The following is a 21,455-nucleotide window of genomic DNA, read 5'->3' on the forward strand; positions in this document are numbered from 1 at the left end:
CCCAGCGCGAGCGCCGTGCCCAACTACCCGTATCGTCGGTCAGCCAGGCCCAAGCCCGCATCGGCGCGCGGCCCGGCCCGGCCCGGCATCGATCAGGCGGCGGGAAACCCCCTTGACGCGAATTTTATGACAATCTTCAATTTGCGAGCGCGTCATACCCGAGCGTGATGGCGATTTCGAACGCGCGAATGGGTCTTCGAAAAAGCGTTGCCGCTCGGCATGGGCTGTCATAACGCCGCGTACGAACCCGTCTCTTCACGAAATGACCAGGAACATTCGTCCATGGCACAAAAGCCCGTTTTGAATCAAAAGCCGAACGTGATCGCGACCCTGTTCGGGCGCAGGAAAGCGGTGATCGGAATGCTCCACTGCCTGCCGCTCCCGGGTTCGGCGCGATACGATGGACAAACGATGGAAGCCATCATCGCGTTTTCCTGCAACGAGGCGCGCCTTCTCGTCGAAGGCGGCGTGGACGGGTTGATCGTGGAGAATCACGGCGACATTCCGTTCAGCAAGCCGGACAGCATCGGCCCGGAGACGGTGGCGGCGATGACCATGGTCACGGCGGCCGTGAAGAACACCGTCAAGTGCCCCGTCGGCATCAATGTCCTGGCCAACGGCGCGATCCAGGCCCTCGCGATCGCGAAAGCCGCGTCCGCGTCGTTCATCCGCGTGAACCAGTGGGCGAACGCCTATGTCGCAAACGAAGGGATCGTCGAGGGACCGGCCGCGCAGGCGACCCGCTACCGGTCATGGCTGCACGCGCGGGACATCAAGATTTTCGCCGACGTGCACGTCAAGCACGGCGCGCATGCCATTACCGGCGATCGATCCGTCGCCGAACTCGCCCGGGACGTGGAGTTTTTCGATGCCGATGCCGCAGTGGCGACCGGCCAGCGGACGGGCGACGCCGCACGGCTCGACGAATTGGAAGCGATCGGATCGGGCACCTCGCTGCCGGTCGTCGTCGGATCGGGTGTCACGCCGGAGAACGTCGGCGACATGTTCAGCATCGCCGATGCCGTCATCGTGGCGAGCTATCTCAAAACGGATGGCCTGTGGTGGAACGACGTGGATCCCGCGCGTCTGCAGGCGTTCATGGCCGCAGCGAACCACGCCCGGTCATGACCCGCGTTTTCGTCGTCGGCAACGCGGTATCCGACGTGACCCTCAAGGTGCGGCGTTTTCCCCGGCCGGGCGAGTCCGTTCTGGCCGAATCGATCGTGCGCGCGCCCGGTGGCAAGGGATTGAACCAGGCGGTGGCCGCGCAGCGCGCGGGCGCCAGCGTGGTTTTCGTCTCCGCGCTCGGCACCGATGCGACGGCGAGCGAGATCGAAAATGCGTTGCGCCGCGAGGGATTCGCCGACCTGCGCCTGCTCAAGCCCGTGCACGACACCGACGTATCGATCCTGACGGTCACCGTGGACGGGGAAAACGCGATCGTCACCACGGTGGCCTGCACCCAGGCAAGCCGCCCCGAAAATCTCACGGCATTGCTGTACGACCTGCGACGGGACGACTATGTGCTGATGCAGGGAAACCTGTCGATGCGCACCACCCATGCAGTCGTCGACTTCGCCCGTGCCCGTGGCGCGAAAATCGTGATCAACGCGGCGCCATGGCACTGGGACGGAACGGCGATCCTCGAGAAGTGCGAGGGCGTGATCGCGAACGAAGGTGAAATGTGCGAGATCCATGGGCCGGGCGACGTACAAGGTTCGGCCGCGTGGTTACGGGGCAGGGGACCCCGCTGGGTCATCGTGACGCTGGGGGCGAACGGCTGCCTGGTGTCCAGTGAGAGCGGCACGCTCCCCGTTGCCGGACATCCCGCCAGCGTCACCGATACCTCGGGAGCGGGCGACGTGTTCTCCGGTGTGCTGGTCGCCTCCCTTGCGCGAGGCCGGTCACTGACCGATGCGATCCACGCGGGCCAGAAAGCGGCCGCGATCGCGGTGGCGCGTGCGGGTACGTACGCCGCCATCCCGTCCATAGAGGAAATGGCGCACATCGCCGAAGGGTGAGGCACGCCCCTCGCTTCCTTCTCGCTTCTGCTCGCTTCTTCTCGCCACCTGCGCGCGTCGACACCATGGTGCCATTGCCGCCGCGCGCCTTCGCGCGCCACGCGGCGCCGACGAGCGAAAACACAATTCCTCACCAGGAATTCTGTACGTGAAAGCACATACACCAGTGTGAATTTTTGTTAATATTTGAAAATACTTAACAACACCGTGCACGTCAAACGGCCGGTGCGCCTCGCGGGCCACCCCGCCGGGCGACGCACGCTATCCAGGAAAATGCAAATGAACGACAAAAACGTAGGCGTCATCGGTCTGGGTGCGATGGGCCTGGGCATTGCCCGCTCGCTGTTGCGCGCCGGTTTCAACGTGCATGCCTGCGACGTGCGCGCCAGCGTGACCGAGCAGTTCGCCGGCGAGGGTGGCGTGGCGTGCGCGTCGCCCGCCGCGCTGGCGGCGGCATGCGACGTCATCGTGACGGTGGTGGTGAACGCCGAGCAGACCGAGACGGTGCTGTTCGGCGAGCAGGGCGCCGTGGCGGCGCTGCGCCCCGGCAGCCTGGTGATCGGCTGCGCGACCGTCGCGCCGGCCTTCGCCGTCGACCTCGGCAAGCGCCTGGAAGAAAAGGGCCTGTTGTATCTGGACGCGCCGATTTCCGGCGGCGCCGCGAAAGCCGCGTCCGGCGAGATGACGATGATGACCTCCGGCCCCGCGACGTCGTACGCGAAGGCGCAGCCGATCCTCGACGGCATGGCCGGCAAGGTCTACCGCCTGGGCGACGTCCACGGCATTGGCTCGAAGGTCAAGATCATCAATCAACTGCTGGCCGGCGTGCATATCGCGGCGAGCGCCGAGGCGATGGCGCTGGGCCTGCGCGAAGGCGTGGATGCCGCCGCGCTGTACGAAGTCATCACCCACAGCGCCGGCAACTCGTGGATGTTCGAGAACCGCGTGCCGCACATCCTGAACGCCGACTACACGCCGCTGTCGGCCGTGGACATCTTCGTCAAGGACCTGGGCCTGGTGCTGGACACCGCGCGCACCAGCAAGTTTCCGCTGCCGCTTTCCGCCACCGCGCATCAGATGTTCATGCAGGCGTCGAGCGCCGGTTTCGGCCGCGAGGACGATTCCGCCGTGATCAAGATTTTCCCGGGCATCACGCTGCCCGCCGGCAAGAACGAAGCGTAAGGACCGCGCGATGAATACCGCAACGACCCTCGCCACGGACATGGCCGCCGGCACCGCCACCCCCCCGGCGCATCGCCCCCTGCTGGGCTGTATCGCCGACGATTTCACCGGCGCGACGGATCTCGCCAACATGCTGGTGCGAAGCGGTATGCGCACCGTGCAGAGCATCGGCATTCCCGGCCCGGAACTCGCGGCCGGACTGAACGCCGACGTGATCGTCATCGCGCTGAAGTCGCGCACGACGCCCGCCGCCGAGGCGGTGGCCGAATCCCTGGCGGCGCTGGCCTGGCTGCGCGAACGCGGCTGCGAGCAGATCTTCTTCAAATACTGCTCGACCTTCGATTCGACCCCGGCGGGCAATATCGGCCAGGTCAGCGAAGCGCTGCTGGGCGCGCTGCACGGCGATTTCACCATCGCCTGCCCGGCGTTTCCGGAGAACGGCCGCACGATCTTCCGCGGTCATCTGTTCGTGCAGGATGTGCCGTTGAACGAGTCGGGCATGCAGAATCATCCGCTCACGCCGATGACCGACGCCAATCTCGTGCGCGTGCTGCAGTCGCAAACGGCGATGAAGGTCGGTCTGTTGCGCTACGACACCCTGGCGCAGGGCGCCGACGCGGTGCGCGCGCGGATCGCCGCGCTGCGCGCCGACGGCGTGGGCATGGCGATCGCGGACGCGCTTTCCGACGCGGACCTGATCACCCTGGGCGAAGCGTGCGCGGACCTGCCGCTGCTGACCGGCGGCTCGGGTCTGGCGCTCGGCCTGCCGGAGAATTTCCGCCGCGCCGGCAAGCTGGCGCGCAACGATGCGGCCGACGTCGCCGAACTGCCTGCGGTGAGCGGGGCGGAGGCGGTGCTGGCCGGCAGCGCGTCGGTGGCCACCAATGGCCAGGTCGCGGCCTGGCGGGAGGCGGGGCGTCCCGCCCTGCGTATCGATCCCCTCGCGCTCGCGGCGGGCGACCCTGTGGTCGCGCAGGCGCTGGCGTTCGCCCGGGATGCCGGCGAGACCGTGCTGATCTATGCGACCAGCAGCCCCGAGGAAGTCAGGGCCGTCCAGGCGCAACTCGGCGTGGAACGCGCCGGCACGCTGGTGGAGCAGGCGCTGGGCGAGATCGCCGTCGGTCTGCGCGAGGCCGGCGTACGCCGCTTCGTGGTCGCCGGCGGTGAAACGTCGGGTGCGGTGGTGCAGGCGCTGGATGTGCGCATGCTGCAGATCGGCGCGCAGATCGATCCCGGCGTGCCCGCCACCGTCAGCAGCGGCGGCGCGCACACCCTGGCGCTCGCGCTGAAATCCGGGAACTTCGGCGGCCGCGATTTCTTCGCGAAGGCCCTGACGCAACTGGCACGGGGTTGAACCATGATGATCAGCGACAATACCCGCGAAAACGCCCAGCGCGAGGAAATCTGCGACGTCGGCCGTCTGCTGTACGGCCGCGGCTACACCGTGGGCAGCGCCGGCAACATCAGCGCGCGTCTGGAAGACGGCTGGCTGATCACGCCGACCGATGCCTGCCTGGGCCGGCTCGACCCGGCGTCGATCGCCAAGGTGAACCTGGCGGGCGAGTGGGTGTCCGGCGACAAGCCCTCGAAAACCCTGGCGCTGCACCGGCAGGTCTATGACCGCAACCCGGGCGTGGGCGGCGTCGTGCACACGCATTCGACGCACCTGGTGGCCCTGACGCTCGCCGGCGTCTGGCGCCCGGACGACATTCTCCCGCCGTTGACGCCGTATCAGGTGATGAAGGTCGGACACATTCCATTGATCGCCTACGAACGGCCGGGTTCGCCGAACGTCGCCGAGCAGGTCGCGCGGCTGGCGAACAGCGTGCGGGGCGTGATGCTCGAACGGCTCGGCCCCGTCATCTGGGACAGCTCGGTCGCGAAAGCCTCCTACGCGCTCGAGGAACTCGAGGAAACCGCGCGGCTCTGGTTGATGAGCGATCCGAAACCCGCGCCCCTCGCACAGGCGGCGCTCGACGAACTGCACGCCACCTTCGGCGTGCGCTGGTAACGCATTTGCCGGTCGATACGGCGGCGGCGTGTGCTTAACCCTTGCCCCCGCGCCCACGCGTCCGGCGCTTCCGCGCATGCGGAAAGAACGATAACTATAGGAGACCACCGCATGACGCAGTCTTATCACCCCGACGCGGCAGCGCGCGCCGCGCGCGCCCCCACCCTCTGCGGGAGGGCCACGGCATGACGCCCTTCCTGTTGATGACCATCGCCGTCGCCGGCATCGTGGCGCTGCTGGTTCTGGTGCTGAAGTTCAAATTCCAGCCTTTCGTGGCGCTGATGCTCGTGAGCATCGTCGTCGCGCTGGTCGCGGGCGTCAAGCCGAGCGCCCTGGTGTCGACGATCGAAGGCGGCATGGGCAAGACGCTCGGTCACATCGCCATCATCATCGCGCTGGGCGCGATGATCGGTCGCGTCATCGAGCTCTCGGGCGGCGCCGAGGTGCTGGCGCAGACCCTGATCCGGCGTTTTGGCGGGCGGCGCACGCCGCTGGCGCTGGCCGTGGCCGGCTTCATCGTCGGTATTCCGGTGTTCTTCGAGGTCGGCGTCATCATCTTCATGCCGCTCGCCTACGGCGTGGCCCGCGCCACCCGCAAACCGCTGCTGATCTTCGCGTTGCCGATGTGCGCGGCGCTGCTCTCGGTGCATGCCTTCCTGCCGCCGCACCCCGGCGCGGTCGCCGCCGCGTCGCAACTGGGCGCGGATCTGGGCCGGGTGCTGATGTTCGGCTTGCCGATGGTCGCCGTGCTCTGCCTGATCGGCTATGCGGTGGCCGGTCGCATCACGCGCCGTACCTACCCGATGGCCGACGATGTCCGTGCCGAGGTGTACGGCCCGAATGTCAGCAATGCGGATCTTGTCGCCTGGGGCAACGGCGACTACGCGCATACCGCGTCCCATGCCGCCCCCGGCACGCTGGTGGCCGAGGAGAGCGCGACGACGCTCGCCGCGAAGCTGCCGCCCGCACCGGCGCCGGGTTTCGGTCTGATCGTCGCCTTGATCCTGCTGCCGATCGTACTGATCCTGGTGGGCACGCTCGTGCCGCCCCTGCTGCCCGCCGGTTCGCTGCTGCGCGATACCTTGCTGGTGCTGGGCGCGCCGCTGGTCGCCTTGCTGCTCGACACGCTGCTGTGCGCCTGGCTATTGGGTTCGCGCCGCGGCTGGAGCCGTGCGCAAGTGTCCGACGTCATCGGCTCGGCCCTGCCGGGTGTCGCCATGGTGATCCTGATCGCCGGTGCCGGCGGCGTGTTCGGCAACGTGCTGGTCAACACGGGCATCGGCGCCGTCGTCTCGAACGCGCTGCGTACCACCGGTTTGCCGATCCTCGCACTGGGCTTCCTGCTGAGCGTGCTGTTGCGTGCCGTGCAGGGCTCCACCACGGTGGCGCTGGTGACCACCGCCAGCATCCTCACGCCGATGGTCGCCGAATTTCACCTAAGCCCGAATCACCTGGCGCTGTTGTGTCTGGCGATGGGCGGCGGGGGTCTCGCGATGTCGCATGTCAACGATGCCGGTTTCTGGATCTTCACCAAGCTCGCCGGCCTGAGCGTGGGCGACGGTCTGCGCACATGGACGTTCCTCGTCACCTTGTTGGGCGTGCTGGGCTTTCTGATGACGCTGGCGCTCTGGCCGTTTGTTTGAGTTTTTCGATTTCGAATAGGAATTTTCATGCCTCGCTTTGCTGCCAATCTTTCGATGCTGTATCCGGAACACGATTTTCTGGACCGTTTCGCCGCGGCCCGGGCGGACGGTTTCGATGCGGTCGAATATCTGTTCCCGTACGACCACCGCGCCGAGGAATTGCGCCAGCGGCTGGATGACAACGGGCTGGTGCAGGCGCTCTTCAACGCCCCGCCGGGCGACTGGGCGGCGGGGGAGCGCGGCATTGCCTCGCTGCCCGGCCGGGAAGGCGAGTTCCGCGCAGGCTTTCAGCGCGCGCTCGACTATGCCGCGGTGCTGAAGAACGACCGCATCCATGTCATGGCCGGGTTGTTGCCCGACCCGGCGCGTCGCGACGCGCACCACGCCGTGTATCTGGAAAACCTGGCCTTTGCTGCGGCGCAGGCGGCGCAGGTCGGCGTGACGGTCCTGCTCGAACCGATCAACCCGCGCGACATGCCCGGGTTTTTCCTGAATCGTCAGGATCAGGGGCAGGCCATCTGCAGGGAAGTGGGCGCGGCGAATCTCAAGGTACAGTTCGACTGCTATCACTGCCAGATCGTCGAAGGCGACATCGAAAGCAAACTGCGCCGCGATTTCGCCGGCATCGGTCATATCCAGATCGCCGGTGTACCGCACCGCCACGAACCGGATCTGGGCGAGGTCAACTACCCCTATCTGTTCGGCGTGTTCGACGAGCTGGGCTACGATGGCTGGGTGGGCTGCGAGTATCGGCCGCGCGGCGACACGTCGGCGGGGCTGGAATGGTTGCGGGAGTGGCGGCGCGCGGGTTGAGGCGAAGCCTTCGCGACCGCGGCAAGCGCCTGTTCGCGTTCCCGCACGAGCGGCAGCACTTTCTCGCCGAAGTATTCCACCTCCTCGATGAAGTGCAGAAAGCCCGCCAGCACCAGATCCACGCCCACCGCTTTCAATTCGATGATGCGATCGGCGATCTGCTCGGGGGTGCCGATCAGATTCGTGCGAAAACCGTCGTTGTACTGCACCAGATCTTCGAACGTCGATTTCGCCCAATTGCCCTCGCCCTCGGGCGAGGCGTTTCCCGCCTGCTTCGCCGCGTCGCCGAACGCATGCACCGCTTCCACATGGGCATGATCGATGATGTCGGCGAGCACCGCCCGCGCTTCTTCCTCCGTATCCCGTGCGATCACGAAGGCATTCACGCCGATGCGCACCGTGTGCCGATTGACCGCCGCCTTCTGCCGGATGTCGTCGATCTGAAGCTTCAGATTCCCGGGCGTATTGCCGTTCGTGAAATACCAGTCCGAGACGCTGGCGGCGTTGTCGCGCGCGGCGCGTGAACTGCCGCCCTGGAAGATTTCGGGATGGGGCTTCTGGACGGGCTTCGGACTCAGCGTGTAATCGTTGAACCGGTAGAAATCGCCGCGGAATGTGAAATGGTCCTGCGTCCAGATGCCCTTGAGCGCCTCGATGAACTCGTGCGAACGGCGGTAGCGCTCGTCGTGTTCGAGCCAGGGTTCGCCGATCGCCGTGAATTCGCCCTTGAACCAGCCGCTCACGACATTGATGCCGATGCGGCCGTTGGAGATGTGATCGATGGTAGCGATCTGCTTGGCGACCACCGCCGGGTGCCAGGGGCCGGGAAGGATCGCGGCCAGCACCTTCAATGTCGTGGTGGCGGCCAGCAGGGCCTGGCTGAAGGACACCGATTCGTGCTGGTGTTCGGCGCCATAGCCCGCAGTGAAGCGGATCTGCGTCAACGCGTATTCGAATCCCGCCTGCTCCGCGGCGCGGGCCAGTTGCTGGTTGTACTGCACGCCCCAGTCGGTGCGCTGGGGGATGTTGCTCACCACCAGGCCGCCGCTGACATTAGGTACCCAGTAGGCGAACTTCAGGGCGTCGGGTTGCGCATTCGGATGGCTCATGAGCGGTTCCGGATCGAGGTGGAAGGGGCGCGAGCGCGGGGGGACGGCGTCGCGGTCCGACTCGTGCCGTCCGGGCCGTGCTTGCCTGCCGCGCTTTGCCGGATCGGACGAGTCATGGAAAAAAGTATAGGGGCGTGAGCGGCCCACTACTACGAATCGATCCGGGATTGCTCATGACGATTTTTTCGAATGGGGCGGCGGGTCCCCTACGGCGTTACCCGTCACGCGCTCCGCCTGACGACGCCCGTCCCGCGCCGGTCTGCGCGCTTCAGAAAAACGCGCCGGTGGGCGGAAGACGCCCGTGCAACGCGTTCTGACCCAGCAGGCGTTCCTTGTAGAGCCGGGGATTGTGCGACGCGATGACCTTGATATTGCGCCAGTGGCGGTCCAGCCCGGCCTGCCGCGACACGGCGGAGCCCGAGCCCAGATCGATGAGCCAGCTGGCGATCTGCGGCGCCAGATCGTCGATGACGACCTTGGCCTCCGCCGCTGCAAACGACGCGGCGAGCGCGGCGTCGTATTCGCCTGCCGTGCCGTGGCTGTCCCACGCCTGCTGCAGCGCCGCGATCGCGCGGTCGATCGTCGCTTCCACGCTCGCGGCATAGGCGCGGATGCGGCCCAGCAACGCCTGCAGTACAGGCTCGTCGGCGGGCAGGTCGGCGTCGCCATGGTAGAAGTTGCGCTTGCGCGATTGCAGGACCGCGACGCCATCGTGCAGCACCCGGCGCACGATGCCCGCGATGCAGTTCGTCAGATACACCTGATGGAACGTATAGCCCCAGGGTGCCGCGTCGTCGCGTGGCGGCGGGTCGACCGCGAACACCTGCGCCGCCGGGATGCTCACCTGCTCGAACCTGGCGGTACCGGAGCCGGTCAGACGCTGACCGAAACCGTCCCAATCGTCGTCGCTGCCCACGCCCGGGCCGCGGTCGAACACATATTGCACGGTCCGTCCGTGACGACTTTCCACCGCCGTGCCGACGAAGGCATCGCTATAGAGATTGCCCGTGGCGTAGACCTTCTTGCCGGAACCGGTGTAGCAGCCGCGCGCGTCCTGCCATGCGAGCATGGTCAATACGCGGCTGGGCCGCGCGCCGGCGCCGGGCACATCGGTTTCGGTGAAGCTCAGTCCCAGCGTTTTATGCTGGCGTGCCAGCGTCAGCACGCGCGCATGGAACGGATGATCGGCGCGCCGCAGCGCGCTCTCCACCAGAAACAGGTGATTGCGAAACGCATGGGCGACATTGGCATCCGCGGCGGCGACATCGCGCGCCACGCCGAACAGCTCGGTGAGCGAGAGTCCCTGGCCGCCCGCGTCGTCGGGCAGGCGCAGCGCGCCGAAGCCGAGCGCCTTCAGCTGCGCGATTTCTTCGTGCGGCAAGCGGTGCGCGAGTTCGCGTTCGGCGGCCGTCCTGCCGATATCGGTGATCGCCTGCGCGAAACCGAGGCGCGCCGACAGCGGCGAAATCAGAGGGTGGGCCGACGCATGGGGCGCCGTGGGCGCCGCTTCGTGGGCACAGGTCGTTTCGGACATGGTGGCTCGGTGGGAGTGGGGGCGGCGGCTCAGGCCGCCGAGGCCAATGGATGGGCGGCATCCGCCACGAAGCGCGGCAGGCCGAGATTGTCGCGCAGGGTCCGGCCTTCGTATGCGTGGCGGTACCGTCCGTGCTTTTGCAGCACCGGGATCACTTCGTCGGCGATCAGGTCGAGCCCCGTCGGTTGCACGTCGATGTTCAGGTTGAAACCGTCGGCGCCCTTGCTGTCGACCCAGTGAATCATGTCCCCGGCAAAGCCTTCCGGCGTGCCGGTGTAGACCCGGTGGCCGCCGGTGATGTTCGAGAACAGCAGGTCGCGGATGTTCCAGTCGTTGCGCCGCGCTTCTTTCAGCATTTCATTGCGGTGCCAGCGCGATGCAACGGGCACCAGATGCTCGTTCGCCTGCGTCTGCGCATACGGAATCGGCGCGTCGAGATCGGCGAGCGCGTCCACGTCCACCGCCAGATGATGCGCGAGCAGCGTTCGCAATGCCTGGGCGTCGAGCAGGTCGTCGAGCCGCCGCTTGTGGCGGTGCGCCTCCTCGTCGGTCGATCCGAGAATGGGAAACAGCCCGGGCATGACCAGCAAATGGTCCGGGTTCCGGCCATAGCCTTGCGCCAGCGCTTTGACATCCCCGTAGAAGGCGCGTGCCGCCTCGATAACCCGTTGCCCAGTAAACAGCGCATCCGCGTAACGCGCGCCGAACGCCTTGCTGTCGGTGGACTGTCCCGCCTGAAAGATCACCGGACGCCCCTGCGGCGTCCGCGGCACGGACAAGGCGCCGCGCGCGGTGAAATGCGTGCCCTGGAAATCCAGTTGTCGCAGGCGCGACGGATCGAGATATACGCCGCTGTGCGGATCGGCGACCACCGCCTCGTCCGGCACGCTGTCCCAGAATTGCGTGACGATCTGCACGAATTCCTCGGCGCGCTGGTAGCGCTGCGCCTGGTCCCATCCCTGGTCGACGCCGTAGGCGGCCAGCGCGGGCGGATTTTGCGAGGTGATGACGTTCCACGCGGCGCGGCCGTGGCTCAGGTGATCGATCGACGCGATCTGCCGCGCGATCGTGTGCGGATGACCGAACAACGAAGTGGTCGTGCATACCAGCCCCACATGCCGGGTGTGCGCGGCCAGATGCGCGACCAGCACGATCGGGTCCAGCGCGCGCCAGGGGCGCGTGTACGCCTCGGAGACCAGCCCGCCCGGGCCGTCCGCCAGAAAGATCGCATCGAAGAGCCCGCGCTCCGCCGCCTGGGCGATCGCGACGAAATGGTCGATATCGGTGGGCAGGCTGCGTTTGTCGCTGAACGTTTTCCAGGCGGCGTCATGGCGCCCCGACGCCAGAACGTTGACACCCAGGCGAATCGGGGGGGCTTTGCTCGATGCGGTCATGGTCGATCTCCCTTTCACACCTTGACGCTGTAGTCCGCGACCTTGATCGGCGAGCGGATGATCCTGCGCTCCGACAGCCAGTCCGCCGCACGCTGGAATTGCCCCATGAACGCCGCGTCGTCGGGTTCGTGGAACGTGTTGACGCGTTTCAGGCCGGCAAGATAGTCACGGACCTGATCCGGATATTTGCCGACCTGCTGCGCGAGCTGTTCGGCCTCGGCGACGTGCGTCGATTGCCAGTTGCCTTCCGTGTAGTACGCATCGATCACGGCGCGCACCAGCGCGGAATTCTCCTGCGTGAACTTGCGGCGCGTGACCAGCGACGTGTAATCCACCAGAAAATCCATGTCGCGCCCTTCGTTGAAGATGTCCTGCGCGTCGTCCTTGAAGCGCGAGATGTCCACCGCGGGCGACCACATCGACCACGCGTCGACCTTGCCCTGCGCGAACGCAGGCGCGGCATCCGGCGGATTCAAATATACGAATTCCACCTTGCTTTTATCGATATGATGCTTTTCCAGCGCCGCGACCAGCAGGAACTCGCCCAGCCCCGAGCGATTGACCGCGACCTTGCGTCCGACCAGGTCGGCGACCGAACGGATGCCGCTGGACTTTTTCGCGATGATGGCGGTGGAGCGCGGCGCATAGACCTGGAACGTATTGAAAACGATCGGCGAGCCGGCCAGCATGCCTGCCAGCGCGGGCGTCGTCGACCCCCAGAACCCGAAATCGGCGCTTTCGCCCACCACCGCCTGGATCGACGGGGCATGGTTCGGAAACGGGCCCACCCACTCGACCTTGATGTTCCTGGCCGCCAGGGTTTTCTCGAAAACGCCGCGTTGCCTGGCGACCAGCGACAAGCCCCCCTGGCCCCAGCCGATGCGTACCTTGTCGGTATTGCGCGTCAGTGTGCGCGGCGCGGCGGCCCGGGCGGGCAGCAGCGCCTGGGCCGCCGAGCCCGCCAGCAAGCCCGCGGCGCCACGCAGCAACGCGCGGCGGCTCATTGAGGATTCCTTCATATGAATCGTTCCCGTTTTGAATGTTGTCGGCGCGGCGACGCCGCGATGGTTCAGTGACGCTGCACGCCCAGTTCTTCGAGCAGCAGGTGCTGCAGATCCTGCGGCGTATGGTCGGCAGGGCGATAGGCGGCGTCGATCCGGCCCGCGCGCATCACCAGGACCCGATCGGCCAGCGCGATCGCCTCCGACACGTCATGCGTGACCAGCAGCACGCCGGGCCGATGGCGTGCCACCAGTTCCTTGACGAGACCGTGCATCTTGATTCGCGTCAAGGCATCGAGCGCCGCGAACGGTTCGTCCAGCAGCAGCAGACCGGGTTCGTGGATCAATGCCCGCGCCAGGGCCACGCGTTGCGACTGGCCGCCGGAGAGGTTGCGGGGCCAGTCTTCCTCCCGCCCCGCGAGGCCCACCTCGGCGAGTGCGCGCGTCGCGCCCGCGCGTCCGATCGTTTTTTCATGGCCGAGCACGACGTTTTCCCATGTCCGGGCCCAGGGCAACAGGCGGTGCTCCTGGAACACCACCGACGTGCGCGCCGCGCCGCGGATCTTCCCGGCGTCGGGACGATCGAGACCCGCCAGCGCGCGCAGCAAGGTGGTCTTGCCGCAGCCGCTTTCCCCCAGCAGCGCGACGAATTCATTGTGGTGGATGTCGATATCCAGCGCGTCGATCACGGTGCGGGTACCGTAGCGGCGCCGCAGGCCGCGCACGGACACCGACAGGGACGTGTCGCCGGCGCCGTCGCGGGTCCGTTCGCCGACGGGGTTCAATCGTGCAAAATCGTGTGCGGTCAGTACCGGCGTGCTCATGTGCGCTCCGTTTTCGCGAAATTCGCATGCCATCCCAGCAGCCGGCTCTCGAGCAGCCGGGCCAGCGAATCGGCGACGATGCCGATGATCGCGTAGATGACGATCGTCAACAGGATCACATCGGTTTGCAGGAATTCGCGGGCATCCATCGCCAGGAAACCGATGCCCTTCGTGGTCGCCAGCGTTTCGGCGATCACCAGCGCCAGCCAGGCGTGGGCCAGCGCATACCGCACGCCCGTCAGAATCGAGGGCATCGCTCCCGGCAGGATGATGCGCCGGATGACGGCCGACCGGCTCAATCCGACGACCTTCGCCAGCTCCATCAATTTGGGATCGATCTGACGGATGCCCAGCACCGTGTTGATATAGATCGGAAACACGACGGCCAGCGCCACCAGGAAAATCTTCGCGCTCTCGCCCACGCCGAACCAGACGATCACGAGCGGCAGCATGGCGAGGAAGGGTACCGCGCGGACCATCTGGATCGAGCGGTCGAACAACGCCATCGCCAGCGCGGAGAAACCCACGGCCACGCCCAGCACGAATCCGATCGCGCCGCCGATCACGAAACCGGTCAGCGCGCGCAGCAGCGAGACGCCGAGATCGACGAACAGTTCGCCCGTCTTCGCCAGGTTCCACGCCGTCTCCACCATGCGGCTCGGCGCCGGCAGCACCTGCGCCGATATCAGGCCGGTACGCGTCAGCGCTTCCCACGACAAGACCAGCGCGACCGGCGCGGCCCACGACAACCACCAATACAGCGCGCGTTTCGAGATGCGCGGCAGGCGTAGCGCGCTCGCGCCGCAAGTTCCGACATCCGGCATATCACCTCGGGTTCGTGAGAAATGGCATGCCGACGTACGGCAGCGTCGGCAGGGGTCGATTAAAGCCCGCCCCGACCGAGGTGGCAAACATTGGTTTGTGCTTTGGTTTGCTGAAATCGTGGGATGACCAGGCGAGGTCGACGGCGCGACCGGGCCGCACGCGCGCGGTACGATGATCGTCGCGCCGACCGTTACATTGCGCGCTTACCGGGACAACGTGGTCGCATTGAACTTGTACGCAAGCCTGGGCTTCGTCGAGGTGTCGGCCGATTCCACGGAAGAAGTGGTATTCATGCAAACGCGCGTCTGACGCGTTGCCTCGCAACGGCCGCTGCCGGCGGGGAGGGTCCGCCGCGCTTGGTATGTTAAAAGTCGCTCACGCGGCGCGGTCTTGCGCGACGTCGACCCATTCCGCTTTCACGAGCTGCGCGAGCCGGTCGGGCGCGATGCGCAGCGCCGCGTTGATCGCGCCCGCCGCAGGCAGAACGACATCGAACGCGCGCAGCGTCACGTCCGTGAAGATCCGCAGGTCGCCCGGCAGACCGAAGGGACAGACGCCCCCGACGGGGTGGCTGGTCCAGGCGACGACGTCGTCGGCCCCCAGCATCTTCGCCTTGCCGCCGAACCGTTCCTTGTACTTGCGGTTGTCGATCCTGGCGTCACCGCCCATGACCAGCAGGATGACCTCGTCGTTCAGCCACAAGGCGAGCGTCTTCGCGATCTGTCCGGGCGCCACGCCATGGGCCTGCGCGGCTTCGGCCACGGTCGCCGTGCTCGTCGGCGTCTCCAGAATGACGATATCGCGCGCGTGTTCGTCGAGGAAGGTCTGTACCGATTGCAAGCTCATGCCGAAAATCTCATAGGGTAGGGAAGGCGCCACGGCGTTCACGGGCATCCGGGCCGCGTACCAGGTGCTCGACGGCGTAGCCGCCGCCGACGCCGACGATGTAGGCAAGCAGGTCGCGGGGCGAAAATCCGGCCCCCAATACAAGATGCCCCAATGGCTGCGCACGGATGGCATCGATCCAGGGCGCGCGATACAACTGACCGAACTCCACGGCGAACGAGGTGGCGAGCGCGAGGAACGCGATGTGCCGCGTGGAGTGCGACGGGCACAGCATGCCCCAGCCGAAAAACAGCATCAACGCGTACAACGCGTCGCCCGGGTACTTCGCGAGATGGGTGGGAAAAACGAATGCATAGCGCCGCGACAGGAGACCGAGCGCGATGACGGCCAGCACGTACACAAAATACCTGATCCGGCGGCGCGGCGCAGGGGCGGCGTGCGCGAAGTGCGTTTTCACGGTGAGGCGTTTCCTTCGATGGGGACCGTCCCGGTGGCGAAACCTGGGTCGCGCGGGCGACGGACCGACGCGTTCATGATTGTAAGACGACAGCCGGCGCGTTGCCTAGCGGGACGGCCGGTCGAATCATCGAACCGCGCGTGCTCCCGCCAGGCGCCGGACCATCCGCACACGCACTGGAAAACGATAACCAAAGCACGAATCCTACGTTTGCAGGCAGCAGGCCGGGACATAAGATGCAATCCGGATGCCGCAAGGGCCGGGCCTCCCGCCCGCCGAACGCCACGTGCCCCCTGGGTACGGGCGCGACGTCGACAGCCCCTGGACGATAGGAAAGTACATGAAGGCAAACGTTTTCGCATGGAGCGCCGCGCTCGCCATGTTGAGTGCCGCAACGCTGGGAGGGTGCTCCCGCTCGGACACCGGGAATGCCGACACCGGCAACGCCGGCGATGGCGCCGCGCGAAAGGCGGCACCGGCAGCGTCCGCGCAGGTCGCGACCCACCCCGGCACGCCGGTTTCCGGCGGGGCCCTTACCTGGGGCGTGACCACCGAGCCCGCCTGCTTCGATCCCCATCGCTCCTCGCAACAGAACGCTTTCTGGATCATCCGCAATTTCGTCGATTCACTCATCAGCAAGCGCACCGACGGTCGGTTCGCGCCTTGGCTGGCGACGTCCTGGGAGACGTCCGCCGACGGCATCGCCTATACCTTCCATCTGCGCGACGATGTCACGTTCACCGACGGCACCCCTTTCGACGCGGCGGCGGTCAAGGCGAACTTCGATTACATCCTCGCCAATGTGAGCACAACCTCGGCGTCTGCGTCCCTGCTCGCGCATTTCGACCATGCCGAGGTAGTGTCGCCCCATGCGGTGCGCCTCGTCATGAAATCGCCCGACTCGACGCTGCTGGAGTCGTTGTCGAGCGTCAAGCTGGGGTTTCTGTCGCCGAAATCGCTGGCGCAGAACCCGGATCTTTGCGCGGGCGGCGCCGCCCTCGTCGGCACCGGGCCGTTCGTGTTCCAGAATTATCAGCGCGGGCAGGCCGCGCGTTTCGCCCGCAATCCGCATTATCGGTGGGCGCCCGGCAATGCCGCGCACCAGGGGCCGGCCTACCTCGACGCGGTGAGCTATCGTTTTCTGCCCGAGGCGGCGGTGCGCACCGGCGCGCTCAGCTCGGGGCAGGTCGACCTGATCGAGGGCGTACAGCCGACCGACGCGCCCCTGTTCGACCACGTCGACGGTTTCGCCTATCTGAGCGGACCGTCGGCGACGACGTCTTTCACGCTGAACGTGAACTACACGCGCGCACCGGCGGACGACGTCCGGGTACGGCGCGCGCTGCGCGACGGTTTCGATCTCGACGCCATCGTCAGGAGCGTGTATCTGGGAACGGTCCGGCGCGCATGGTCGAACATCGGACCGGACAATCCGGATACCAATAAAGCACTCGCGGGAACGTGGGGCAACCGCGTCGCCGCGGCGAATGCGCTGCTTGACGAGGCGGGCTGGACGCAGCGCGACCCGCAGGGCTTCCGCACGCGCAACGGCAGGCGGCTCTTCATCGAGGTGCAATACCCGCAGCCCTATATCCGCGACAGCCGCGACGTACTGATCCGGGCGGTGCAATCGGCACTGCGCCAGAATCTCGGACTCGATCTGGGCCTGCGCATCACGACGGCCGGCGAGTTCGCCAGCCAGAAGGCGAGCGGCGACTGGCAGATCTACCCGAATACGGACAATCCGTCGGATACGGCGATGGAGCTGTGGGACATGCTCGGCGACAAGGGGTTTCTCTATGGCGCGATACCGCATCCGGACGCGCGCATCGTCGCCGATATCGACCGCGCGCGGACATTGCCCGTCGGCGAGGAACGCCGCCGCCTGCTCGACGACATCCAGAAACAGGCGGTCGACCAAGCCTTCATCGTGCCGCTGTTCGCGCCGGCGTACCACCTCGCCAGCCGCATCGGCATACACGGCGTCGGTTTCGAGCCGCAGCTCGACGGCCCCGCCAGCGCCTACGACATCTGGATGGACGGCGGGGGCCACTGACATGACGCGTCGAATCCTGGTGCGGCTTCTCACCGGCCTGCTGGTTTTGTGGCTCGCGGCCACGGCCACTTTTTTTGCGATCCACGCCTTGCCCGGAAAAATCGAGGACGTGCTGGCCGGGGACCTGTCCTATCCGGGCCTGCACGAAGCGGTCGCCGCGCAGTGGGGGCTGGACCGCAGTCTGCCCTGGCAGTACGGCCGTTTCCTGCTGCGCCTCATGCAGGGCGATCTGGGCACGTCGTTCGTGATGCAGGAGCCGGTGACCGAGGTGCTGCGCAGCCAGATCGGTCCGACCGCGCAGCTCGCCGGGGCGGCGGGTCTGCTCGCCTTCGTGCTTGCCGCCACCACCGCGATTCTTACCGCCGGCGCGGGCCGGCGCGTGTCGCGCCGCATCGACTGGGCGCACCGCTGCGCCTCGATGCTCGAACTCGTGTGCGCGTCCACGCCGGTCTTCTGGCTGGGCATGCTGCTGCTGATCGTTTTCTCTTTCGAATGGCATCTTTTTCCCGTATCGGGCGCACAGGGTTGGCGCGCGCTGGTCCTGCCCGCGGTGACACTGGCCCTGCCGACCGCCGGCGTGCTGTCGCAAGTGATGCGCGAGGCGCTCGAAGCGGCGCTGGAAAAACCCTTCGTCGTGACGGTGCGTGCCCGCGGCGTTCCGGAGCTGACCTTGCGCTTCACGCATCTGCTTCGACACGCCATGCCCCCGGTGCTGACCCTGGGCGGATGGTTGATCGGCGGCCTGCTCGGCGGGGCGGTCATTACCGAAAAAATGTTCGGCCGTCCGGGAATCGGCAGCGTCACGCTCAATGCGGTGACGTCGCAGGACGTGCCGGTGGTGCTCGCGGTCGTTCTGCTGGCCGCCTTCGTGCACGTGGTGATGTCGACGCTGCTCGATGTCCTCTATCTGTTGATCGATCCGAGACTGCGCACGTCATGAATTTTCTCTCCCCCTCCCTCGTTCAGGAAAGCACGCCACGCGGCCTCGTCCAGTCGCTGCGCGCGCTGCCGCCCGGCGTCTTGCTGGCGCTGACGTTCTTGATGTTGCTCGCGTTCGCGATCGCTTTTCCGCAGCTTGTCGCGCGTGCGGATCCGCTCAATGGCGAGATCGCGCAAACGCTGCGGGCGCCGGGCGCCGCGCACTGGTTCGGGACCGACCGCATCGGCCGTGACGTTTTCGCCCGCGTCGTGCACGGCGCACGCTATTCGCTGCTGATCGGTCTGTCGAGCATGCTCGTGAGCCTCGTGATCGGCGCGGTGCTCGGTATCGGCGCGGGTCTGTCACGCCGCTTCGCGAACGAAGCCTGTTCGCGGGTGTTCGACGTGCTGTCGGCGTTCCCGCCGGTGCTGCTGTCGCTGTTCGTGATCACTTTCCTCGGACAGGGCATGGTCAATATCGCCATCGCGGTCGGCATCGCCGGCATCCCCAAATTCGGCCGTGTGTTGCGCGGCCAGACGCTCGGCGTGCGCCGCGCGGAGTATGTCTCGCACGCGGTGATCTTCGGCCTGTCGCGCTCGCGGATCCTCTTTCGGCACGTGCTGCCGAATGTGCTGGCCGTCGTGCCCGTCATCGCGACGATCGATATCGGCGGCGCGATCATCGCGGTGTCCGCGCTCAGTTTTCTGGGCCTGGGGCCGCAACCGCCCACGCCGGAGTGGGGCGTGATGCTCGCGGAGGGGCGCGACGTGCTGCGCGTGGCCTGGTGGCCGAGCGTCTTCCCCGGTCTCGCGATCACGTTGACCGTCATCGCGTTTTCGGTGCTGGGCCGGCATCTGCGCCGCTCGAGCGGCGCGAATTCCGGAGCGTAGGCGCATGAACCGCGCATCGTCATCGGAGGCAGACATGGTGGCACAGACCGAAATGGCCAGCGCAGCGGCCCGAAAACCCCCGACGGCAACCACGGCAGCCACCGCCGGCGCGGATCATGGCACGCGCCGCTGGCTGGTGAACGTGGAAGGCTTGTCGATCGGCTTCGCGGGGGCGAACGGCGGCCGCCCGCTGGTGCGCGGCGTCGACCTGCGCATCGCCGCCGGAGAATGCGTGGCGCTGGTCGGCGAATCGGGGTCCGGCAAAAGCGTTACCGCGCGCAGCCTGCTGGGTCTCGCGGGCGAGGGCGCGCGGATCCACGCGCGGCGCTTCGACATCGACGGGCGCGCCGCGTTGACGTTCTCGGCGCGCGAGTGGCGGGCGTTGCGCGGCACGTTCGCGGGCCTCGTCGTGCAGGATGCGCTGGTGTCGCTCGACCCGTTGCGACGCATCGGTGCCGAAGTAGGGGAGGTGCTGGCGCAGCATCGCCTGCGCCGCACGCGGGCGGACCGGGTCGCCCGCGTGCTCGACGTGATGCGGGATGTCGGCATTCCGGAACCGGCGCGCCGGGCGCGCCAGTATGCGCATGAGCTGTCGGGTGGCCTGCGCCAGCGCGCGTTGATCGCGTCGGCCATCGCCGCGGCGCCCGCGCTGATCATCGCCGACGAACCGACCACCGCGCTCGACGCCTCGGTGCAGGCCCAGGTGCTGGCGGTCTTGCGCGAGCGGCTCGAACAGGGCGCGGGATTGCTGCTGATCAGTCATGACCTGGGTATGGTCGCCGGTATGGCGGACCGTGTACTGGTGATGCATCGCGGCGAGGTGGTGGACGACGGGAACACACGGGACGTGTTGCGCGCGCCGTCGCATCCCTATACCCGGCAGCTCATCGCCGCGCGGCCGTCGGCGCATTCGCGCGGGCACCGGCTGAGTTCGGCGCGCCTCGTGCCGGGCCGCGATGCCGCTGCCGGCCTCGTACAGGTGATCCGCGAGCCCTTGCCCGCGCGTCCGGCAACGCGAGGCGAGGTCGTGCTGCAGGTGCGCGGGCTTGTCAAGCGGTATGCCGGCACGCTGCAGGGCGGTGACGCCCCAACGTCCGGACGCAGGGACGGCTTCACGCCGTCGGCACGGTTTGACGCGGACGCGGACGCCGACGGGGAGAACGCCGATGCCGGCGCGTCAATCGCCGGGTGTCGTTCGGGCCTGGCGCTGGACGATGTATCGTTCGCCATCCAACAGGGGGAGGTGCTCGGCATCGTCGGCGAATCCGGCTCGGGCAAAACGACCTGCGGCAATATCGTGCTGGGGCTGCTCGCGCCGGACGCCGGCGACGTGACGTTCCTGGACGAACCCTGGGCGGGCGGGGGCGCGACCGAGGGCGCACGCCACGCGCGGCGTCCGCGCCTGCAATATATTCCGCAGGATCCGCTGAGTTCTTTCGATCCGCGGCATACCGTGGCGGAACTGCTCGCGCAAAGCCTGCATTGCCATCGTCTGGATGCGCGCCAGCGGCGCGAACGCAGTGTCGACCTGCTCGAACAGGTCGGACTGGATGCCGCGTTTCTCGCGCGGCGCCCGGAGACCCTGTCCGGGGGACAGCGCCAGCGGATCGCGATCGCTCGTGCGATCGCGCCGGAACCGGCGCTCATCGTCTGCGACGAGCCGGTGTCCGCGCTGGACGTGTACGTTCAGGCACAGGTCCTCGATGTGCTGGCCGTGCTTCAGGCCCGGCTGAAGATGTCGCTCCTGTTCATCTCGCATGATCTGGGCGTCATCCGGCACGTCAGCGACCGGGTGCTGGTATTCAGGGACGGTCGCATCGTCGAGTCGGGCGAAACGGGCACCGTGTTCGACGCCCCACGGCATGCGTACACACGGACGCTGCTGGCGGACACGCCGGCGTGGTGAGAAACCGTCGCAATGGCGTTCGAC

The 21,455-nt window shown here is 67.0% G+C and carries 19 protein-coding genes and 1 pseudogene; 12 read left to right on the plus strand and 8 right to left on the minus strand.

What is annotated here, in order from left to right; genetic code table 11:
* The first annotated feature begins 282 nt into the window (after window positions 1-282).
* From OVY01_RS04995 to otnI, 7 genes are all read left to right on the plus strand, one after another.
* Window positions 283-1,128, plus strand: a complete 846-nt coding sequence (locus OVY01_RS04995) for a BtpA/SgcQ family protein (protein WP_267846111.1) — start codon at window positions 283-285, stop codon at window positions 1,126-1,128.
* Window positions 1,125-2,021: a PfkB family carbohydrate kinase gene (locus tag OVY01_RS05000; protein WP_267846112.1), complete on the plus strand. Its 897-nt coding sequence runs from the start codon at window positions 1,125-1,127 to the stop codon at window positions 2,019-2,021. The genes OVY01_RS04995 and OVY01_RS05000 overlap by 4 nt, the downstream gene beginning before the upstream one ends.
* Before the next feature lie 273 nt (window positions 2,022-2,294).
* Window positions 2,295-3,203: an L-threonate dehydrogenase gene (ltnD, locus tag OVY01_RS05005; RefSeq protein WP_349293489.1), complete on the plus strand. Its 909-nt coding sequence runs from the start codon at window positions 2,295-2,297 to the stop codon at window positions 3,201-3,203.
* 40 nt (window positions 3,204-3,243) lie between these two features.
* Window positions 3,244-4,557: a 3-oxo-tetronate kinase gene (gene otnK, locus OVY01_RS05010; RefSeq protein WP_267847671.1), complete on the plus strand. Its 1,314-nt coding sequence runs from the start codon at window positions 3,244-3,246 to the stop codon at window positions 4,555-4,557.
* A gap of 3 nt (window positions 4,558-4,560) precedes the next feature.
* Window positions 4,561-5,214 carry a 3-oxo-tetronate 4-phosphate decarboxylase gene (otnC, locus tag OVY01_RS05015; RefSeq protein ID WP_267846116.1) on the plus strand — a complete coding sequence of 218 codons (654 nt, stop codon included), beginning with the start codon at window positions 4,561-4,563 and terminating at the stop codon, window positions 5,212-5,214.
* Between the two features lie 185 nt (window positions 5,215-5,399).
* A complete protein-coding gene (locus OVY01_RS05020) occupies window positions 5,400-6,857 on the plus strand; it encodes a GntT/GntP/DsdX family permease (RefSeq protein ID WP_267846117.1) in 1,458 nt (485 codons plus the stop codon).
* A 27-nt stretch (window positions 6,858-6,884) separates the two neighbouring features.
* Window positions 6,885-7,670 carry a 2-oxo-tetronate isomerase gene (gene otnI / locus OVY01_RS05025; protein ID WP_267846118.1) on the plus strand — a complete coding sequence of 262 codons (786 nt, stop codon included), beginning with the start codon at window positions 6,885-6,887 and terminating at the stop codon, window positions 7,668-7,670.
* An 11-nt stretch (window positions 7,671-7,681) separates the two neighbouring features.
* On the opposite strand, the pseudogene sfnG reads toward otnI, so the two are convergent.
* The 6 genes and pseudogenes from sfnG to OVY01_RS05055 all read right to left on the minus strand — a co-directional run.
* Window positions 7,682-8,779, minus strand: a pseudogene (sfnG, locus tag OVY01_RS05030) (dimethylsulfone monooxygenase SfnG); the annotation flags it as partial.
* Between the two features lie 268 nt (window positions 8,780-9,047).
* On the minus strand, window positions 9,048-10,313 hold the full coding sequence (locus OVY01_RS05035; RefSeq protein WP_267846119.1) for an acyl-CoA dehydrogenase family protein: 1,266 nt from the start codon (window positions 10,311-10,313) through the stop codon (window positions 9,048-9,050).
* A gap of 29 nt (window positions 10,314-10,342) precedes the next feature.
* The gene (locus OVY01_RS05040) at window positions 10,343-11,707 is read right to left on the minus strand and encodes an NtaA/DmoA family FMN-dependent monooxygenase (protein WP_267846121.1); all 1,365 of its coding nucleotides are present in this window, start codon (window positions 11,705-11,707) and stop codon (window positions 10,343-10,345) included.
* Window positions 11,708-11,721: 14 nt separating this feature from the next.
* Complete coding sequence (locus OVY01_RS05045) at window positions 11,722-12,726, minus strand: NrtA/SsuA/CpmA family ABC transporter substrate-binding protein (protein ID WP_267846123.1); 1,005 nt, start codon at window positions 12,724-12,726, stop codon at window positions 11,722-11,724.
* A 50-nt stretch (window positions 12,727-12,776) separates the two neighbouring features.
* On the minus strand, window positions 12,777-13,532 hold the full coding sequence (locus OVY01_RS05050) for an ABC transporter ATP-binding protein (protein ID WP_267846125.1): 756 nt from the start codon (window positions 13,530-13,532) through the stop codon (window positions 12,777-12,779).
* Window positions 13,529-14,356, minus strand: coding sequence for an ABC transporter permease subunit (locus OVY01_RS05055; RefSeq protein WP_267846127.1), 828 nt, complete (start codon window positions 14,354-14,356; stop codon window positions 13,529-13,531). Before OVY01_RS05055 ends, OVY01_RS05050 begins: the two co-directional genes overlap by 4 nt.
* Window positions 14,357-14,528: 172 nt before the next feature.
* Between OVY01_RS05055 and OVY01_RS05060 the strand changes: the two genes are divergently transcribed.
* Entirely contained in the window at window positions 14,529-14,666 is a 138-nt protein-coding gene (locus OVY01_RS05060; RefSeq protein WP_267846128.1) for an N-acetyltransferase, read from the plus strand.
* Window positions 14,667-14,732: 66 nt separating this feature from the next.
* Here OVY01_RS05060 and OVY01_RS05065 read toward each other — a convergent pair whose 3' ends face one another.
* Window positions 14,733-15,203, minus strand: coding sequence for a YbaK/EbsC family protein (locus OVY01_RS05065; RefSeq protein ID WP_267846129.1), 471 nt, complete (start codon window positions 15,201-15,203; stop codon window positions 14,733-14,735).
* A 10-nt stretch (window positions 15,204-15,213) separates the two neighbouring features.
* A complete protein-coding gene (locus OVY01_RS05070; RefSeq protein WP_267846130.1) occupies window positions 15,214-15,660 on the minus strand; it encodes a ribosomal maturation YjgA family protein in 447 nt (148 codons plus the stop codon).
* A gap of 340 nt (window positions 15,661-16,000) precedes the next feature.
* Here OVY01_RS05070 and OVY01_RS05075 point away from each other — a divergent pair, with 340 nt between their 5' ends.
* Genes OVY01_RS05075 through OVY01_RS05090 form a run of 4 tightly spaced genes read left to right on the plus strand, consistent with a single transcriptional unit; the run spans window position 16,001 to window position 21,431 of the window.
* On the plus strand, window positions 16,001-17,716 hold the full coding sequence (locus tag OVY01_RS05075) for an ABC transporter substrate-binding protein (protein WP_267846132.1): 1,716 nt from the start codon (window positions 16,001-16,003) through the stop codon (window positions 17,714-17,716).
* A 1-nt stretch (window position 17,717) separates the two neighbouring features.
* Complete coding sequence (locus OVY01_RS05080) at window positions 17,718-18,656, plus strand: ABC transporter permease (RefSeq protein WP_267846134.1); 939 nt, start codon at window positions 17,718-17,720, stop codon at window positions 18,654-18,656.
* Window positions 18,653-19,525 carry an ABC transporter permease gene (locus OVY01_RS05085; protein ID WP_267846135.1) on the plus strand — a complete coding sequence of 291 codons (873 nt, stop codon included), beginning with the start codon at window positions 18,653-18,655 and terminating at the stop codon, window positions 19,523-19,525. The genes OVY01_RS05080 and OVY01_RS05085 overlap by 4 nt, the downstream gene beginning before the upstream one ends.
* Before the next feature lie 34 nt (window positions 19,526-19,559).
* On the plus strand, window positions 19,560-21,431 hold the full coding sequence (locus OVY01_RS05090) for an ATP-binding cassette domain-containing protein (RefSeq protein WP_267846137.1): 1,872 nt from the start codon (window positions 19,560-19,562) through the stop codon (window positions 21,429-21,431).
* The last annotated feature ends 24 nt before the right edge of the window (window positions 21,432-21,455 follow it).

Source organism: Robbsia betulipollinis (assembly GCF_026624755.1).
Taxonomy (GTDB): Bacteria; Pseudomonadota; Gammaproteobacteria; order Burkholderiales; family Burkholderiaceae; genus Robbsia; species Robbsia betulipollinis.

Bases quoted from the DNA above. Each gene is read 5' to 3' on its own strand.
- otnC (WP_267846116.1), top strand. From the start codon at position 4,561: ATGATGATCAGCGACAATACCCGCGAAAACGCCCAGCGCGAGGAAATC.
- OVY01_RS05035 (WP_267846119.1), bottom strand. From the start codon at position 10,313: ATGTCCGAAACGACCTGTGCCCACGAAGCGGCGCCCACGGCGCCCCAT.
- OVY01_RS05050 (WP_267846125.1), bottom strand. From the start codon at position 13,532: ATGAGCACGCCGGTACTGACCGCACACGATTTTGCACGATTGAACCCC.
- OVY01_RS05040 (WP_267846121.1), bottom strand. From the start codon at position 11,707: ATGACCGCATCGAGCAAAGCCCCCCCGATTCGCCTGGGTGTCAACGTT.
- OVY01_RS05065 (WP_267846129.1), bottom strand. From the start codon at position 15,203: ATGAGCTTGCAATCGGTACAGACCTTCCTCGACGAACACGCGCGCGAT.
- otnK (WP_267847671.1), top strand. From the start codon at position 3,244: ATGGCCGCCGGCACCGCCACCCCCCCGGCGCATCGCCCCCTGCTGGGC.
- OVY01_RS05045 (WP_267846123.1), bottom strand. From the start codon at position 12,726: ATGAAGGAATCCTCAATGAGCCGCCGCGCGTTGCTGCGTGGCGCCGCG.
- OVY01_RS05055 (WP_267846127.1), bottom strand. From the start codon at position 14,356: ATGCCGGATGTCGGAACTTGCGGCGCGAGCGCGCTACGCCTGCCGCGC.
- OVY01_RS05060 (WP_267846128.1), top strand. From the start codon at position 14,529: ATGATCGTCGCGCCGACCGTTACATTGCGCGCTTACCGGGACAACGTG.
- OVY01_RS05075 (WP_267846132.1), top strand. From the start codon at position 16,001: ATGAAGGCAAACGTTTTCGCATGGAGCGCCGCGCTCGCCATGTTGAGT.
- otnI (WP_267846118.1), top strand. From the start codon at position 6,885: ATGCCTCGCTTTGCTGCCAATCTTTCGATGCTGTATCCGGAACACGAT.
- OVY01_RS05080 (WP_267846134.1), top strand. From the start codon at position 17,718: ATGACGCGTCGAATCCTGGTGCGGCTTCTCACCGGCCTGCTGGTTTTG.
- OVY01_RS05020 (WP_267846117.1), top strand. From the start codon at position 5,400: ATGACGCCCTTCCTGTTGATGACCATCGCCGTCGCCGGCATCGTGGCG.
- OVY01_RS05090 (WP_267846137.1), top strand. From the start codon at position 19,560: ATGGTGGCACAGACCGAAATGGCCAGCGCAGCGGCCCGAAAACCCCCG.
- OVY01_RS05085 (WP_267846135.1), top strand. From the start codon at position 18,653: ATGAATTTTCTCTCCCCCTCCCTCGTTCAGGAAAGCACGCCACGCGGC.
- ltnD (WP_349293489.1), top strand. From the start codon at position 2,295: ATGCAAATGAACGACAAAAACGTAGGCGTCATCGGTCTGGGTGCGATG.
- OVY01_RS04995 (WP_267846111.1), top strand. From the start codon at position 283: ATGGCACAAAAGCCCGTTTTGAATCAAAAGCCGAACGTGATCGCGACC.
- OVY01_RS05000 (WP_267846112.1), top strand. From the start codon at position 1,125: ATGACCCGCGTTTTCGTCGTCGGCAACGCGGTATCCGACGTGACCCTC.